We start from the raw sequence: 17,047 nt of genomic DNA, 5'->3' as shown, positions 1-17,047 counted from the left end.
GCGGGGCACAACATCAACCCGCGATCCGCAACATGTGTCCCGATGCGTACGACCGGCGTCGGCCTGCCGTACGCATCGGAGAATCCTGTAAGGCCGGCCCTCAGATGAGTCGCATCCTGCTGCTCCGTGCACCGCAATAGGCGAGCAGCAGCAATGCCAGGGCGCCTGTGCAGACGGCCGCCAGCAGCCAGTTTCTGGCTGTGGCCCCTCCGGTCAGCGGCAATGCCGAGACCGCGGTGTACCGGTTGGTGAAGGTAATCGGCATCGACGTGCCATCCTGGGTTTGGCTGATGGTGGCGCCGTTGTCGTCACGCGTCTGCTTGTACGCCACCCGGGCCTGCCACGTACCGTCCTGGGATTTCGCGACGGTGACGTCGACCTGGTAACGGGCCTGCGAATAATGCATCGCCGGCGCGGAACCGGATTGTTCGGTCACGCTGTAGCGGTAGGTGCGGGCTCCGGCTTCATAGACAATGTCGCCGAATGCCGCCGTATGGTCGGGACTGTCGGAGTCCACGGTCACCGTACAGGACACCTTGCCGGTGCACCCGGCGGGCATCGGGCTGTCCGGGTTTTCGGCGGACAGGGTGAAGGTGAACGCGTCGGAGCCCGTCCATGCGCGGCCGTCAAGCTGCTTGCGTACGGTGATGGCGTTGCTCAGCACGGTGGTTTCCAAGGTGTTGGTGATCACGGCATGCAGGGTTCCTGCGTCGGTTGAGGTGTCCCAGACCATCCGCTTGGTCAGTTCGGCCCCGTTCGCCGATGAGTCCCCGCCATATTGGTAGGTGACCGCATACCGGTCGTCTCCGGAGGTTTCGACCACGGTGTACGTGTATCCGGGCAGCAGGTCGTCGACTTGGGCGGCCCAGTGGTTGGCCGCGTTGAGCTCGATGGGGCCGCCTATGTTCTGCGCAGGCTCGCCTGCCGCTGCCCGTTGCAGCTGCACGGTCACGGAGTCCTGTGTGTGCTTGTCCGCACCGTCCGACCATTGTTTGGTGATGTCGATGCTGCCGAGTCGGACTTGTACGACCGGATGCCGGTATTCGATGGTTTGCGGTTCGCATGTCGTCGTTCCGTTGACATTCAGCAGGGCGCAGTAGCGCATCTGCGCGTCGCCGTTGGCAAGATACCCTTGCTTGCCGGCCGAGGCCGCTCCGGTGCCGTCATCGCCGGCACTCGGGTAGGTTCCCTTCGCCGCATAGTCCGCGTAGGCGGCGTCACTGGGTTTGATACGGAAGGAGATGTCGATGGTGTCGGATTTGCCCGCCGCCATACCGTCGTTCCCGCTGAAGGTGACCGTCACCGTGCGCGAGCCGTGCGAATCCACGTTGTAGACCGCCTGGTACCCGGTCAGCGCGGTGTCGCCGTTTCGTGCTGTCACGTACGGCGTGATATCCGACCCGTCGGGCTGCCCGGCGAAATCGACCGGGTCGACCCATTCAGAAAGGGTGTCGCTGATGGAGAAGACCTTGATCGTGGCGGTGGAGATGATGCTCGTGTAGATCGCGTCGAACGCGTCGGCGAGATTCTCGGCATTCGTGCCATCGTATTCCCGTCCGGTCACGGCCCCCGCTTGCGCTGCGAGGTCGGACATCCTGTTGGCGTCCGCCGATGTTTTCACCACGTACAGTGCGGCGTTGCCTCGCTGGTTGGCGACGGCGAGCGCAGCGTCATAGTTGAATCCATAGACATCGCTGTTGCCGTGCCCGTGTACGCCGTGTGTGGTGTCATCGGCGTCCGCGATCCACCGGTATTGCTGTCTTCCCGGGGTGTTCTGGGCGAGGCAGGATGCTTCGCTGTCATAGGCTGGTTGGTATTGCCGGCCGTAATAGCATGCGCTGCGTGACGTGGTGCGGAACGTCGGGTTGCCGTCGGACAGGAAGATGATGTACTTGTTCACGCCCTGACGGCCGGTAAGCCGGTTCGCCTGGGCCAATGCCGCTTCCCAGTTGGTTCCGCCGTCAGGGGTTTGCGCCATCGCCGAGGTGATGTCGCCGACTTGGTCGGTGAATCCCTGCCGCAGCGTCGACTGCGTGCTGAAGGTCACGACGGCCATGCGGATTTTCTGGCTGTCGGGAAGTTGCGCGTTCACCGGTGTCAGCAGTTTTTGGGCGAGCTCCTGCACCGCCCGTCGGGAATTGGTGTCACGGTTGTTTTCCCGCATGCTGGCGGATTTGTCCGCGACGATCACGATATCCGCGGGTGTGGCGGTGGTGGTTTGCGATGACGCGTTGTCTCCGGACGCGGTCAGGTGCAGTTCGTACTGGTCTCCGTCGCCACCGGCGATTTTGGTAACGCTTTTGCTGATGGACGGCTTCACCTCCAGGTCTCCTGCCGTCCCGTCGGCGGAGGCGGTGGAGGCGACCGCGTATCCGATGCCGCCGGTCATGGCGACCGTCAGGAGCATGGCCAGGACGCCCCGGACAAGGCCCTTGCGGCGTTTCGCGTCCCGCATATGTATGTGTCTCATCGGCCTGTTCCCTTCAACGCTGCCCGCCAACGCGGCTCTTCCTGCGAATCGACGCCTTGGTCGAAGAGACCAGGGCGCTGTTCCGTCGCTCCTGCATTTGAACGTACGGAATCAGGGCGCGGATTGCTCACCCCCTGCCCGGGGGAATGTCGGGGATATATGGCTTGCAGTACCGGCGTTGCCGTAGGCGGGCGCAGCGACGGACCGCCCTACCGCCCGGTCCGGGAACAGCGATCAGGCATGTTTGGGCCACGGGGCGGCGTGTCTGCGAATACCCCACGTCCGGCGCGAGCGCCGGCGCACATACCCGGTGGCGACGGGCAGCAGGCCGCAGAGCAGCGTCACCGCCCCCGTGCCGACGGCAATCGAACGGGCATCCCTCACGGCATGCTGTTCCAGGGGGATTTCCCCGGGAATGGCGGAACGTCTGGCCGAGACCAGCAGGCGTTGCGTATTGACGCCATACGGCGTGCAGGTCATCAGGGTCACCCGGTCCTCGCCGGGGACGATTCTCAGCTGCGAGGTGTCGTTCGGTTCGATGACGGCGATACGGTCGACTTTGTAGCCCAGGGTGCGCCCCATCACCTCGATGTAGAAGTAGTCGCCGGTCCGCAGTTCGTCGAGCCGGGTGAACATGGCCGCCCCGGGCAGGCCACGATGCCCGGTGATGACGGCATGCGTGCCGTCGCCTCCCACGGGCAGGCTGCTGCCGTAAAGATGGCCGGCTCCCGAAGCCAGCGCCGACTGGGAGGTGCCGTGGTAGATCGGCAGTTCCACCGAGATTTTGGGGATCCGGATTGTTCCCATGACTCCCGCACCGGTATCCAACAATCCCTGGTATTCCTTGTCGTTCGAGCTTGCGCTGTCGGAGCCGCCCGCCTGCGAGGCGCCCGTCGCCGATGAGAACGGGTCCTTGGCCTCGCCGAGGATCGGCTGCCCGGATGTCGCAAGACGCTTGTTGTATGCCCGGGCTGCGGCGAGCGCGTCATCCGCCTTCGGGTACGGCCAGCCTGCGACCGTCATCGCGGACTGGTCGGAGATGCGCGACAGCTCTTTCGCCGACCGGTATTGCATGAGTGTCGGGAACCCACCGATGCATATCGACGCGATGATCAGCAACCCGGCCATCACACGGGTGACCGTCCACCTGGCGTTGTCGCGCCGGATGGAACGCATCTGCCCGGAGATGTCAAGAATCTGCTCGAAAGCCGGCGTCCCGGCGTACGCCGACGCAGCCGGGGCGATCGGCGCACGCCGACCATGGGCCGGCCGCGCATGCCTACCAGCCACGGTTCATCTCCCGTGCCTGCATGGATCCGTCACGGCCTGTCATCGGACGAATTTGCGTAATACCCGTTCCAGCTCATCGATGCGCAACGCCTGCCTGGCAATCAGCAGGTCGCGCTTGCTGATGGCCAGTTGTGCCCGCGCAAGTTTCGATATCGGGTCCTGTGAAGCATCATCGCTCTTCGTTTCCCCGGAATCATCCTGCGTCAGGCTGCCATCCTGCAGCTCGTCGATGTCCTGCAGGTATCGCTGGGGCTGCTTCCCATTGCGCTCTTCGCGTTCCTGCTGTTTCTTCCACCGCGCGATGCACCGCTCGATGCGCTTGTAGCCGATCAGCTTGGGGTCCAGACCGGCTTCGCGGAAAATATCCGAGGGGGATTCGCCGGCATTGTACCGGCACATGACCTCGACGCGGAATTGGTCGGCATAGCGTATGTGAGACGCGCTCACGCTTTTCACAGCCGGCAGGCTTGCTAGATACGCCCGCTCTTTCGTAGTGAATTTTCCGCCACTCATCTCACCTGCCCTCCGCAGAATGAAGGTCAAAGAAGCAACCGGTTCCGCTTGTGAAGTAAGCCTGGAAACTACAGACGGTTGTCTCTCCATCACGACCCCCTCTGCTTGTTTTTCCAAACAAGTGTATTGGCCCCCGGACCGTGGTCCCCTCACCGCACCCCCCGGTGTTTCATCTCACTGGTGAGGCATCAAGGATCACACGATGTCAAACGTTTGCCTTAACATCGTCAGAACGGGCCATTCCGTCGGCCACTTAAGCATTAGGGATACCCCCCCCCCCCCCCGCATTTTGCTGCGCAAATAGTGAAATACAGCATGCCGGGCATGGCGTTCGGCCCCGGACAGTCCGCCACCGAACGGCCGGAAATGTCCAAGGAACGCAGCATCGTTTTGAGGCCCTTATGTCCTGCGTCGCCGAACCGCCGAGCCGCTCGGCAGCAAGGCATGCTTTCCCGTCCCAAGCCGGGCACAAGGGAGTGCCGATGCGGCTGCGGGCATCCCACGCCGAGGGCCACGGCGCCATACGGCACAGCAGGCGACCGGCCAAGCCCCGCCCTCGGCCCGTTCCATCAGCGATATCGGTAGTTTTCGTAAAACGCCAGCGCATCCCTGGCTTCTTCTATGAACGCGTCGACGCCGTCCTTCTTGTACGTCTCCCTGAAGCGCGCGACCGGCAGCTGGGAGGGTACAAGCATGTCAGAGGTCACCGTCACATTCTCGGGGCGGTGCGTCTCCCACGCCGCAAGCGACTCGGCGATTCTGTCAAGCAGGGAATCGACGTCATCGATCCTGTACCCCTCGTTGAAGAAGGTGAGCTTGAAAACCTGGTTGCGGACCTTCTCTGCCGTGAGCGTGTCCATAATCGCCTTTCTGTGGATTCTGCGGGCAATTATCCACCATCATACCCATCGCAGGCGGCTGACTCCGGTGACAGCAGAAGACAGTGGCGATAGTCAAAACTATACGTATTTACGAATAGTTATGACTATCGCTCCGCCCAATCCAGAAATCTTGAGACCCAAATATCATGTATTCTTCCGGAACCGGTATGATTATGTATATACTATGGGTATGAAGCAGATACGAACGGACGGAACATTTGTCACCGTAGCCCAAGCAGCCTCACGCCTTGGCATCAGCCCCAGACGCGTCCGCGCGCTGGCAGAACAGGGCACACTCAGTGTCGCCGACATCGCGCAACACAGTCTGCTTATCAGCAATGAATCAGTACTTGCATACAGGGCACGCCCCAGATCGGCAGGCCGGCCGCTATCCCCACGCATGGCCTTCGCCGCGCTGTACCTTATTGCGGGGCTGCCCGCAACATGGATCACCCCACAAGAACGGTATCGAATCCGCACCATGTTGAAGTCAACTGATGCGCGTCACTTGTCTGAAACCGTGCGAATGCGCGCCGCTCGAACCTGCTTCTGGGCGCATCACTCAGACATCCAGGTAATCCGGCGGTACATCATTCCATCTGGATGCACTGACCAGACCGCCCCAACATTCCAGCTGGAATCACCCTCCATATTGGAAGGCTATCTTTCGGCGGCAATCAGCGCATCCCTGATGAAGCGCACCTTCATTCGCGAAAACACTTCCCCAACGACATTGATCATACACACTGCAAACTTTCTTCCCCCGCACGGCGACGAGATGCCCATGAGCGTCTGCGCCGCCGATTTGGCGCAATCGCCGGGCCCAAGAGAAAGCAACGCCGGGCTCGACATGCTCGACTCGATGTTGCACGATTTCAACAGAGAAGATCATCATGCCGTTACCAGTAGTTGATATCCCGCATTCCACACCGTGGGAAACCGTGTTCCACCTTGCGCAACTCACCGACGACCCACATACGTGGATGCTGACCGGCGGCCTGATGACGCAACTGCATGCGCTGATGCATCACGTCGCCATCCGACCAACCACAGACGCCGATTTCCTCATCAACGTGCTCTCATACGAGCACTCGGTGATGCGCGTACGCAATGACCTCATTACCTTGGGGTTTGCCATCCGACAAGGCAGCCTCAGCCAATACACAACCAGAATGGTCAGGGGCAACCAGACAGTCGACCTGCTAGTTGATAATCATTTATCGCCACGCCAACAACGACGGGCTTTTCTAGGGGCCAGCCGAATGCTTGGGATGCCTGGATCACGCAAAGCACTCCAACGACATATGCAAGTGGCGCTGGCATTCCAAGGCGAAAGCGCCATCATCGAGGTTCCCGATCTCCTCGGGGCGTTATTGATGAAAATCGCATCATGGCGGGAAGCCCCGCAGGGCAATATCGACCGTCACCTTGTCGACGCTGCAACGCTTGCCTCGCTGATTGATTCTCCAGAACAGGAGCTGCTCAGACTCAACAATGCAAGTGATAGTGACAGAAAAAATGTCCGAACACTTCACCAAGTACTGAGCGATCCCACTGACTACTGGTGGCGAAACATGCCAGAAGAGCAGCGTAACAATGGCTTACGCACCGTGGCGATACTGTCATTGCTGATTGAGATGCCGAGGAAAGCCGACATGCGCGCGTGGCTCGATGAACATTACGGACTGTTGTGATTGCCGGCATGCATCGACTCGGCTTTCCATCTCAATGCGCTCCGTGTACACCGGCGCGATGTGACCAGGCAGTCGCACGGTAGGCAGATAGCGCCTGAGCCCATAACCAAACCGGCCATACCCCGCCGCCGTGCGACCAAGGAATCACACAGCAGGCAGATAGCCCCAGAATCCACTACAGACACGCCCGTATCGACCCGCCGTGCGACCCGGCAGTTACACCGCGGCGAGATACCACCAGTGGCCGAGCCGGAACCCAGCCGCATCTGCCCGTGGTGCGACGCGGGAATCGCACCGCGGCGAGATAACCGCGGGGAGCCCACCGGATTCAGCGACATCTGCCAGCCGTGCGACCAGACAGTCACATGGCGGCGAGCTTGGGATGGGTCACAGCGCACATCCTGCGCAGCCCACCACCCCCACATCCACCCCGCGCAGCCGCGACCTCACGCGACGATCGCGGCGAGCATCGCGCGCATGCGCACGGCCCCCTCCTCGGTACAACCGGCCACCCACCATGCGCGGATCATCTTGATAATCCCGCCCGATATGAACGCGGCGATGGTCTCGTCCGGCACCGGGACAGAGCCGGCCGCCTGGCCGACACCAGGCACCCCGGCGCCCGACACCCCAGTACTTGACACTTCTGCCCTAGCCACCCCGGCATCCACCGCGTCAGCACCGGCACCCGCAATCCCGTCCCGGCGCAGAATATGTTCGGCAAGCGCCCGGTCCTGCTTCAGCTCCTCTACAATGTCCCGGTACATGATTTCACTGACGGCCCCGAGCAGCGCGGAGCATGACGCCCCTTTCATCGCGTTGTCGACCAATGCACGATGCCCGAGCAGGAATCCCAGCATTTCGCTGAACATCCACAAGCATCTCGCCTCACCGGTCATCTGCGTGTGCTTGCGCGCCCGCACCTCGAACTCGTCGCATATGCTCTTCGCATAGAAGGCGAAGTAGTCATCCTTGTCGGAGAAATGCTTGTAAAACGTGGTGCGACGAATCATGGCGGCATCACACAAATCAGCGACGGTGATCTGCTCATAGCTGCGCTCTTCGAGCAGCCTGGTGAACGCCTCGCCCAGTGCCCGATACGTTTTCGCAACCCGCAGGTCCATAGATTTCCTTCCTCGCACTATTGCCGCAATCAACATCGTTGCTGCGATACACGGCAAGCCGCCACAGCCGCACAGCCGCCACCCTACGCGACCGACCGCGCACGCGACCGCCACCGGTGCGTCCGGTTGTTGTGGACATCGCCCGCCTAAGTGTCATCTAAGTCACGAACTCCTCAGAGTTGTCTCTTGCATCCCGGCAACGGCAACCATACTATCACGTTATGCAACACATGTTAGTTATCTAACGTACGTCATCTTTATGGCAGGTGATCATGGATTCGCAACAGGACACTTCAACGCAGCCATCATGGAAACGCCGACTGTTCGCCGGCATCGTACGGCAACGCAAACCAATCATTGTGCTGTTCGTCGCCCTGACGGTCGCAGCGGGTTTCGCCAGCCGTTACGTAGGTGTCGACTATGACATCAGCGATTATCTGCCTGCAGATGCCGCCTCATCGCAGGCCCTCGACGTGATGGACTCCGAATTCGGGGACAACATCGCCAACGCGCGCGTCATGGTCAAGAACGTATCTATTTCGCAGGCGCTGGAATACAAGCAACGCATCGAGAAAGTGCACGGCGTCACCAGCGTGACCTGGCTCGACGACGCCGTTTCGTTGTCCGTGCCGCTCGAAGCACAAGACAAGACGACGGTCGAAACATACTACAAGGACCGGGCGGCACTGTTCAGCGTCTCCATCGCCTCATCAGAGCGCGAACAGGCGGTATCCGACATCCGTGCGATTATCGGTGACGGCAACGCGATGACCGGCTCCGCGGTCAGCACCGCCGTGGCCACGATCTCGACCGTCAAACAGGTCGAAATCATCACGGTCATCGCCATCGCGTTCATTCTATTGATTCTCATCGTGACCACCACCACGTGGATCGAACCGCTGATCGTGCTCGTCGGGCTCGGTGTGTCAGTACTGCTCAACCGCGGCAGCAACCTCATCTTCGGCACGGTGTCATTCGTGACGAACGCGGCCGGAACCATTCTCCAAGTCGCCATCGCGCTCGACTTCTGTGTGTTCCTGCTCCACCGGTATGCGGAAACCCGCGGCACGACCGGCAGCGTCGAGGATGATATGGTCGAGGCGATGGACAAAAGCTCCACCGCCATCATCTCCAGCGCATGCACGGTGATCATCGGCTTCCTCGCCTTGTGCGCAATGCGCTTCCGCATCGGACCCGACCTCGGCCTGGTACTAGCGAAAGGCATCCTGATCTCCCTGATCATGGTGTTCACGTTCATGCCCGCACTGTTCGTCAGTGGCAACACGCTGCTCGTGCACACCCCACACCGGCCGTTCATCCCCTCGCCCCGCGGTTTCGCGCGCGTCACTTGCGCGGTGGCGGTACCGCTGGCCGCCGTGTTCCTGCTCCTGCCGGCGCCCGCATATCTGGCGTCCACATCTTCAGACATCAACTACTATTACGGTTCCTCGCAGATTTTCGGCGCGAACACGCAATACGGCAAGGACACGCAGACCATCACCGGCAAATTCGGGCAGACCGACACGTACGCCCTGCTGGTTCCGCGCGGCGACACCGGCAACGAGCAGAAAGTGAGCGCCGAACTGCACAAGCTCAAGCAGGTCCGCTCCGTGATCAGCTACGTGGACAACGCCAATGCCGCCATCCCCACGCAAATGGTCAGCAAGGACACCCTCTCCAAACTGGAATCCGCGAAATACAGCCGCATGGTCATCACGGTGAACGCCGATTACGAGGGTTCGGACACGTTCGCACTCGTGGCGAAAATCCGCGCCATCGCGCAACGATACTATCCGGGAGACTGGTACCTGGCCGGTGAAGGCGTCAGCACCACCGACCTGATGAGCACCATCACCGAAGATAAAGGCAAAGTGGACGCCATCGCCATTATCGCGGTGATCGTCGTGCTGATTTTCGCCACGCAAAGCGTCAGCCTGCCGGTGATTCTGGTGTTCGTCATCGAAACGTCCATCTGGCTGAACTTCTCGGTGCCGTATTTCACCGGGCAAGGCCTGTTCTATATGGCGTACCTCATCGTCAGCACCATCCAGCTGGGCGTCACCGTCGATTACGCGATTCTGCTCACCGACCGGTACAAGGAATTCAGGCAGACGATGGACAAGCGGCGGGCGTTGCGGGAAACCGTCGCCGCGACCGTCATCCCCGCCTCCACCAGTGGCGTCACGATCGTGGTAGTCGGATTCCTGATGTCCGTGTTCTCCACGCACGGCGTGCTCGCGCAGCTCGGACATTACCTCGCCACCGGCGTGCTCATGAGCCTGATCGCGGTACTGCTCGTGCTCCCGGGCTTCCTGTACGTGCTGGACTGGTTGATCGCGCACACCACACGGCACGCGCGATTCACCGGCGTGACGGCCAAGCGGCGAGCGCGGTGACATGCCGGCGCTTCATCGCATACCGTATCAGCAATCGGCATACAAGGCATCGATTTCAACTAGGTATCGAATCCAACAAAACATCATGGCAAATCATCAATCATTACAGAATCGAGTTCTCATGATTATGACATCATCCCCGACATCGGCGGCATTGCCGGCATCGTCTCGTGCTTTCAGCCAAGACCGGTTCACACGCCGGCACGCTCACGCGTTTATGGCGGCGACCGCAGCATTCGCTGGAGGATGCCTGATTCTCACCAGCGCGCTCATTCCCGACACCGCATCAGCGGCCACCACGATGATCAGCGCGAACACCCCGGCGTGCGAGACGGCATCAGCGCAATCTGGCAGCGACACAAGCGACACCGCCGATAACGCGAGCGACACCGCCGCGTCCGACGGCAAGAAAACGCAGGTCGTCTACATCAAAACCAGTGGATCAGGCAAACAGCAGGGCGTCTACGTCATCAACCAGTTCTCCACCGGCGCCACATGCAAAGTGACCGACACGGCCGCATACACCAGCGCAGCCAACCTCACCGACAACCAGCATGTCACCGCAAACGGCAAGAACACGCTCACCGTGACCGCGAAGACACCGTTCATCTACCAAGGCAACATGAAAGCCAGCACCGCCACGCCATGGACCATCAACGTGGCCTACACGCTGGACGGCAAGAAAGTCAGCGCCTCACGGCTCAGCGGGGCCACCGGCAGGCTACGCATGACGCTCACCGTCAAGCCGAACAAGCAGTATGACGGCAACTACGCCGACAACTACCTGCTACAGATCAGCGGATCGCTGAGCAATACGAAAGCGAGCGGCATCGTTGCGGACGGGGCGACCGCCGCCCAATCCAGCGGCTCGACGCAATTGTCCTACATGGTGTTCCCCGGCAAAACACTCAAAGCGACCGTCAGCGCCGATATCACGGATTTCAGCTTTGACGGATGGCGGATCGTCGGCGTTCCCCTGGCAATCGCATTGAACCTCGATGATGCTGATTTCTCCGACGCGACAGCCAGTCTGCGAAAACTCAGTAATGCCACAGCAAGCCTGAACAGCGGGGCCACCACACTCGCCGATGGTGCATCCACACTCGCCAGCGGGGCGACAACCCTGTCCAGCGGCACAGCCTCGCTCTCATCAGGGGCGAACAGCGTCTCCTCCGGAGCATCCTCGCTCACACAAGGCGCCAACAACCTTACCCGCGGGGCCGCGACCCTCGCCCAAGGCACCGCAAGCCTCGCCAGCGGCAGCAGCTCAGTCTCCTCGGGCGCGGCAAACCTGAACTCAGGGCTCAACACCCTCGCCGGCACGAACACCACACTCACCTCCGGGGCGTCCTCGCTCGCGCAAGGGGCCAGCAATCTCAGCAGCGGGGCCGCGACCCTCAACGACGCCATCGGCACCAGCCTCGTCTCCGGCGCCCAACAACTGGCCGCAAGCTCCACGCAATACGCCGACGGGCTCTCCCGGCAAGCGGCAAACCTGACCAGCCAGGCGGCCGCCGTGGACATGGCCGCCGCACAGAACGCCTACACGCAGGCGGCCCAAACCTACACCATCGCCTACGCCACCGCGTACGCGCAATATGTTGCCACCGGATTACCCCAAACACAGGCCGCACAGCAGGCCGCACAAGCCTCCCAGAGTCAGTCGGCAGCCATGCAAAGCGCGTTGACAGCCTTCGTGACCGCGCAAACCAAGCAATCCGCCGCACAATCCGCGGCACAGGCGCTCGCCGGAGCTTCAAGCAGCTATTCGGCAATCAACGCGGGCATTCAATCCATGATTGACCAGTCGAGCTCATCAAGCGTGTACGCGCTCGCATCGGCCGCGCAAACACTCGCTGCCGGCGCCTCGACGGTCAGCAACGGGGCGACCAACCTGTCCCGGGGATTGTCCACCTACACGTCCGGGGTGGCGAGCGCAGCCTCAGGCGCGGGAACTTTGGCCAGCGGCGCCGACAGCCTCGCCATCGGAGCGAATCAGGTGAACACCGGGGCCGCCACGCTCGCCAAGGGCGCGGACACGCTGAATGCGGGGGCCTCGACACTCGCCGATGGCGCGGCGCAAGTCGCATCCGGCGCGTCGGCAGTGAACGCTGGCGCCTCCCAGCTGGCTTCCGGGGCGTCCTCGCTCCGCAGCGGGACAATCACGCTCGCCGACGGGACCAAGACGCTCGCCGACCAGACCGCCGGCCTTGACACCAAGATGATCAACACCGTGCGCGACAAACTGCAGGGGTACCTCAACCCCAAGTTCACGCTCGCCGACTTCGTCAACGGTGATACTTCGGGCATTGCGGACGTGCAGTTCGTGTACATGACCGCATCGGTGCCGAAGAAGAGCGCGGCATCCGGGAATTCCGGCGCGTCGGGGTCTTCTTCTGCGGCGGCGTCATCGTCTTCGGCGGCATCCGGGACTTCCGGGACTTCCGGGAATACTGGAGATACCGGGGCAAGCGCGAAAACCAGCTTCTTCGACAAGCTCAAGGCGCTGTTCTAAGCGACCGCCCTCGCATCTCGCAGGCGGGCGGGTCTCACAAGTTTGAGACCGGTCAATATGTGCCGCGTGACTCGCTACCGCAGGCGGGCGGGTTCAAGGCTGGCGTCGGTCTTGACCCCGCCCGTTTTCGTATCGGTATCTGCCTGCGGTGCGATCTGATAGTCACACCGCAGGCAGATAACCTAGGATTCCACAGCCATATCGCTCGTACCCCGCCGCCATGCAACCGGGCAATCACACCGCGGCGAGATACCACCAATGACCGTGCCGGAACCCAGCCGCATCCGTCTGTGGTGCGACACCGGAATCGCACCACAGAGAGATAGCTGTAAGGAGCCCGCCTGATTCAGCGGTATCGGCCCGCCATGCGACACGTCAGTCGCACCGCGACGAGATAACCGCCCCATAATACGCGGAATCCCGCTCCCGCGGCCATCTCGACGACGGTACGGGAACGGGAGAGGAGAGAGTTGGCCCAACAAGCGGCGGGTTCAGTCGGCCAGCCCTCCACTTCGGAAAGAATGCGGAGCCGGCCGACGCACCTGCCTGGCAAGTCACTCGGAGAATGCCGTGGCTTTCGGCAGCATCCCCAATTCGGCCTTGTTGTTCGCCCATTCGGTTGACCATCCGTTGACAAAGGCGTTGGACACCTTATTCCAATCGCCTGTCCCCTGCGCATACTCAACCAGCGCGTTGGAAATGTCATCCTGCCACTGCTGATCAGGGATCGTGAAGCTGCGAACCTCCTTCTTTCCCTGCTCGCTGTAGGCACGTGCCACCGCGGTGAGCGGATTGTCCGGCTGATCGCTGTCACCGAAGGTGGTGAACGGCACCGAGAATCCCATATCCTTCGCAAAAGTCTTCTTGGCTGTCTTGTCGGTCACCAGCCACGAGATAAAGTCAAGAGTGGCCTTCTTGTCCTGTTCGCTCGCGTTCTTGTTGACCGCCCAGCTCGCGTCATAAACACCTGCGGGGCCGTAATCGCCTTCGCCCTTGATGCCCATGTAGTAGGGAAGCATGCCCAGGTCGTCGTCGGCGACCTTGTTGCCCTTGATCTGTGAGTACGCCCACACGCCATTGGGATAGAACGCGACTTTGCCGAGCGCGAACTCCGACGTGCAGTCGTCATAGGTCTTGGAACTGACCAAGCTAGGTTGCGTCGGGCTGTTCTTGAGTTCAAGGTCGAACAGGTTCTTGTAATTGTCCAGATACGTGCCCTTCAGCGTCGCGGAGAATGTGGTGTCGCGATCGCGATACTCGTAGAACAGCGGCAGTCGCGCCATATGCGCGGTGAAGCGGTAGGTGTCCGAGGAATCGAGACCCGGCGTGGCAATTGCACCGTCGAGCCCGAGATCGCTCTTGTGCTGCTGGATGCTTTCAACCACTTTCTTGAACACGGCATAACTGGTGATATCGTCAGCGGACTTGATAACCGCGTAATCCTTGGCGCAGTAGTCCTTGATGATCTTCTTGTTGTAGATAATCCCATACCACTCTGCAGCATATGGAAGCGTGTACACGTTGGACCCGTCCTTGTATGCGTAAGCACGGCCGTCCTTGCTGAGCAGGCTGTACGCCTTGGACGTCTGCAGCGGTTCCGCGTAACGCTGGTACTTCGCGAACTGGTCATATCCGGAGATATTGAACATGGTAGGAGCGTCAGATTTCGACATCTCCGATGCCATCGTGGTGTCGTACGTACCGGATGCCGCGGTCTGGATGTCCACTTGCACGCCGGTTTGCTTGGTATAGCTGGCCGCAAGCGTTTTCAGTTGGTTGACGATTTCCGGCTTGTTGTTCATGTAGCGCACATGGCCTTTATCGGCCGATGACCCTCCGCATGCGGCGAGGCCGACGCTCATGGCGAGTACCGCAACGGCTGCTGTGAGCTTCGTCAATGTGGTGTTCATGGTGACTCCTTTGTTGCTGATGAACTGCGGTTGACGGCCGCACTTCTGGTGGGCGGATAAAGTAATAACGGCAGATTCGCCCGGCATCGTTGCCGTTGCGGACAGGAAGAGTGACAAATGTTGACGATGGATATCAATTGCGGCCGAAGCGCCGATAATACGACAGCAGGGGCGCAGCGGGGCTGCCGGCCGGAGGAATGCCCTGATATGAGCATCACCCCCAGCCAGCGATGAAAGCGCTATCAGTCCTGGTTCAGCCGCAGCCAAGCGGTGGTGTCTTGCGGCAGCCGTCCGTCGGAGCACAGATCGCCGGAGGTGAGCAGCACCTCGCCCGCCGGCAATGCGACAGGTTCCGCACCGAAATTGGTCACACTCGCCCAGCCATTGGACCGACGGTAGGCAATCACGCCGCCGTGCTGACCGTCAGCGCCATCCGGCACGTCAGACGGGCGGTCCTCATCCAGCCAAGTCAACGTTGTGTCGGCCGGCATCAGCTCGTGCCGCAACGCCAACGCCCTGCGGTACAGGTTCAACATCGACTCCGGCTGCGCGCTCTCACGGTCGGCGGCGAAATCAGCGAACCATGCGGGCTGCGGCAGGTGCGGCGCCTCGGACGGCTTACCGACCTGATCGGCGGAAACGCCGGCACCCACGGATTTCACGCGAGGCGAGAAGCCGAACGATCCTTCGACCCCGTCGGCGGCAATCCACGGCAGAGGGACGCGGCACCCGTCGCGCCCCTTCTCCTTGGCGGCGCGATCACTGTTACGTGCGGTCGGATCCTCGAGCTTGTCCCACGGAATATCGGCGACCTCGAACAGGCCAAGCTCCTCGCCCTGATACAGGTAAGCCGAGCCGGGCAGCGCAAGCTCCATCAAAATCGCGGCCCGCGCGCGGCGCGTGCCGGTCGCACGATCCTCGTGATAGCTGGTCCCGTCGCGCAGCAGCCAATCCTTGGCAAGCTGGTGGTGCACCGTGCTGGGCACTTGCGGCAGCGCATAACGGCTGGCGTGGCGCGGCACATCGTGATTGCTCATCACCCATGTGGCCGTGGAGCCGGAGCGACGAGCCGCCTCGAGACCTTCCTCAATGGCCTTGTGCATGTCGTCGCGCACCCAGTTCTTCTTTGCGAACTCGAAGTTGAACACCTGGCCGAGCTCGTCGTCGGAAGCGTACAGGTACTGCCGTGCGGGGTTGACCCACGCCTCGGCCACGGCGAATGCCGGCGGATCGTACTCGTTGAACACTGTGCGCCACTGGCGGTAGATCTGGTGCACGTCGTCGCGGTCGTACAGCGGGTGGCTGCCGTCGGCCGGAAGGCTTGGCGGGGTGACGCTCCACTGGTCGAGATCCTTGCGGTCGAGATCCTTGCACAGGCCGTGCGCGACATCGACGCGGAAGCCGTCGGCGCCGTGGTCAAGCCAGAAGCGCAGGGTCTTGATGAAATCCGCCTGTACATCCGGATTCTTCCAGTTCCAGTCGGGCTGCTCCACGGTGAACAGGTGCAGATACCACTGACCATCGGGCACGCGCGTCCAGGCGGGCCCGCCGAAGCAGGATACCCAATCGGTTGGCGGCAGTTCGCCGTGTTCGCCGCGACCGTCGCGGAAGATGTACCGTTCGCGTTCCGGCGAGCCTGGACCGGCGGCAAGCGCTGCCTTGAACCAAGGGTGGAGGTTGGAGGAATGATTGGGAACGATGTCGACGACGATCCGGATTCCAGCTGCATGCGCGGTTTCGGCGAGTTTGTCGAAATCGTTCATGGTGCCGAGTTTCGGGTCGACGTTGCGATAGTCGTCGACATCGTACCCGCCGTCAGCAAGCTGGCTCGGGTAGAAGGGGCTAAGCCAGATCGCGTCGACGCCCAGCTGCTTGAGGTAGTCGATACGGCTGGTGACGCCGGCGATGTCGCCGAGGCCGGAACCGGTAGAATCTTTGAACGAACGCGGATAGACCTGATATACCACCGCTTGATGCCACCATGCCGCAGCGGCGCGATCCGAGGTTTCGGGCCCCTGCGGATTCTGCTGGCTGATGCGATTGGCCATGACGCTCTCCTCTCTGCTTGCCACGCCGGAACCCGGACGAGCGGCGGCGCCCGTCGGATGACAGCGGTTTCATTTACCAGATGCCGGTAAAGCATCTGACGATTCGCAGCATTACTGTCGTATTGTCGTGTGGTTCCAGCGAAGCTCGTCGCAACGACTCCGCTGTAAGCCACGTATGTTGTGGTAAGTAAATGATAGCGCTTTCA

Annotated in this window: 11 protein-coding genes; 4 read left to right on the top strand and 7 right to left on the bottom strand. The window is 61.3% G+C overall.

The window, feature by feature from the left end; genetic code table 11:
* Positions 1–100: 100 nt before the first annotated feature.
* The 4 genes from WD012_RS03725 to WD012_RS03710 all read right to left on the bottom strand — a co-directional run bounded on the left by WD012_RS03725 (position 101) and on the right by WD012_RS03710 (position 5,133).
* Positions 101–2,470, bottom strand: a complete 2,370-nt coding sequence (locus WD012_RS03725) for a DUF7604 domain-containing protein (RefSeq protein WP_339562440.1) — start codon at positions 2,468–2,470, stop codon at positions 101–103.
* 234 nt (positions 2,471–2,704) lie between these two features.
* Entirely contained in the window at positions 2,705–3,646 is a 942-nt protein-coding gene (locus WD012_RS03720) for a class C sortase (protein WP_339562604.1), read from the bottom strand.
* Positions 3,647–3,799: 153 nt separating this feature from the next.
* Positions 3,800–4,273: an HTH domain-containing protein gene (locus tag WD012_RS03715; protein ID WP_339562439.1), complete on the bottom strand. Its 474-nt coding sequence runs from the start codon at positions 4,271–4,273 to the stop codon at positions 3,800–3,802.
* Positions 4,274–4,842: 569 nt separating this feature from the next.
* Complete coding sequence (locus WD012_RS03710; RefSeq protein WP_339562438.1) at positions 4,843–5,133, bottom strand: DivIVA domain-containing protein; 291 nt, start codon at positions 5,131–5,133, stop codon at positions 4,843–4,845.
* A gap of 205 nt (positions 5,134–5,338) precedes the next feature.
* Here WD012_RS03710 and WD012_RS03705 point away from each other — a divergent pair, with 205 nt between their 5' ends.
* Positions 5,339–6,067, top strand: coding sequence for a helix-turn-helix domain-containing protein (locus WD012_RS03705; RefSeq protein WP_339562437.1), 729 nt, complete (start codon positions 5,339–5,341; stop codon positions 6,065–6,067).
* Positions 6,048–6,848 carry a hypothetical protein gene (locus WD012_RS03700; RefSeq protein WP_339562436.1) on the top strand — a complete coding sequence of 267 codons (801 nt, stop codon included), beginning with the start codon at positions 6,048–6,050 and terminating at the stop codon, positions 6,846–6,848. Before WD012_RS03705 ends, WD012_RS03700 begins: the two co-directional genes overlap by 20 nt.
* 446 nt (positions 6,849–7,294) lie before the next feature.
* On the opposite strand, the gene WD012_RS03695 is transcribed toward WD012_RS03700, so the two are convergent.
* A complete protein-coding gene (locus WD012_RS03695; protein ID WP_339562435.1) occupies positions 7,295–7,972 on the bottom strand; it encodes a TetR/AcrR family transcriptional regulator in 678 nt (225 codons plus the stop codon).
* A 272-nt stretch (positions 7,973–8,244) separates the two neighbouring features.
* Between WD012_RS03695 and WD012_RS03690 the strand changes: the two genes are divergently transcribed.
* Positions 8,245–10,368, top strand: coding sequence for an efflux RND transporter permease subunit (locus tag WD012_RS03690; protein ID WP_339562434.1), 2,124 nt, complete (start codon positions 8,245–8,247; stop codon positions 10,366–10,368).
* A 121-nt stretch (positions 10,369–10,489) separates the two neighbouring features.
* Positions 10,490–12,883, top strand: coding sequence for a hypothetical protein (locus WD012_RS03685; RefSeq protein WP_339562433.1), 2,394 nt, complete (start codon positions 10,490–10,492; stop codon positions 12,881–12,883).
* A 554-nt stretch (positions 12,884–13,437) separates the two neighbouring features.
* On the opposite strand, the gene WD012_RS03680 is transcribed toward WD012_RS03685, so the two are convergent.
* Positions 13,438–14,793: an ABC transporter substrate-binding protein gene (locus WD012_RS03680; RefSeq protein ID WP_339562432.1), complete on the bottom strand. Its 1,356-nt coding sequence runs from the start codon at positions 14,791–14,793 to the stop codon at positions 13,438–13,440.
* A 242-nt stretch (positions 14,794–15,035) separates the two neighbouring features.
* On the bottom strand, positions 15,036–16,841 hold the full coding sequence (locus WD012_RS03675) for a glycoside hydrolase family 13 protein (RefSeq protein ID WP_339562431.1): 1,806 nt from the start codon (positions 16,839–16,841) through the stop codon (positions 15,036–15,038).
* Between the last annotated feature and the right edge of the window lie 206 nt (positions 16,842–17,047).

It is taken from the genome of Bifidobacterium thermophilum (assembly GCF_037482445.1).
Classification (GTDB): domain Bacteria; phylum Actinomycetota; class Actinomycetes; order Actinomycetales; family Bifidobacteriaceae; genus Bifidobacterium; species Bifidobacterium thermophilum_B.
The sequence above is the reverse complement of the archived record's forward strand: the minus strand, read 5'-3'. Positions and strand labels throughout refer to the sequence as shown.

Excerpts from the sequence above, each read along its gene's own strand:
- WD012_RS03675 (WP_339562431.1), bottom strand. The coding sequence starts at position 16,841 with ATGGCCAATCGCATCAGCCAGCAGAATCCGCAGGGGCCCGAAACCTCG.
- WD012_RS03720 (WP_339562604.1), bottom strand. The coding sequence starts at position 3,646 with ATGCGTTCCATCCGGCGCGACAACGCCAGGTGGACGGTCACCCGTGTG.
- WD012_RS03715 (WP_339562439.1), bottom strand. The coding sequence starts at position 4,273 with ATGAGTGGCGGAAAATTCACTACGAAAGAGCGGGCGTATCTAGCAAGC.
- WD012_RS03710 (WP_339562438.1), bottom strand. The coding sequence starts at position 5,133 with ATGGACACGCTCACGGCAGAGAAGGTCCGCAACCAGGTTTTCAAGCTC.
- WD012_RS03725 (WP_339562440.1), bottom strand. The coding sequence starts at position 2,470 with ATGAGACACATACATATGCGGGACGCGAAACGCCGCAAGGGCCTTGTC.
- WD012_RS03685 (WP_339562433.1), top strand. The coding sequence starts at position 10,490 with ATGATTATGACATCATCCCCGACATCGGCGGCATTGCCGGCATCGTCT.
- WD012_RS03680 (WP_339562432.1), bottom strand. The coding sequence starts at position 14,793 with ATGAACACCACATTGACGAAGCTCACAGCAGCCGTTGCGGTACTCGCC.
- WD012_RS03700 (WP_339562436.1), top strand. The coding sequence starts at position 6,048 with ATGCCGTTACCAGTAGTTGATATCCCGCATTCCACACCGTGGGAAACC.
- WD012_RS03695 (WP_339562435.1), bottom strand. The coding sequence starts at position 7,972 with ATGGACCTGCGGGTTGCGAAAACGTATCGGGCACTGGGCGAGGCGTTC.
- WD012_RS03705 (WP_339562437.1), top strand. The coding sequence starts at position 5,339 with ATGGGTATGAAGCAGATACGAACGGACGGAACATTTGTCACCGTAGCC.
- WD012_RS03690 (WP_339562434.1), top strand. The coding sequence starts at position 8,245 with ATGGATTCGCAACAGGACACTTCAACGCAGCCATCATGGAAACGCCGA.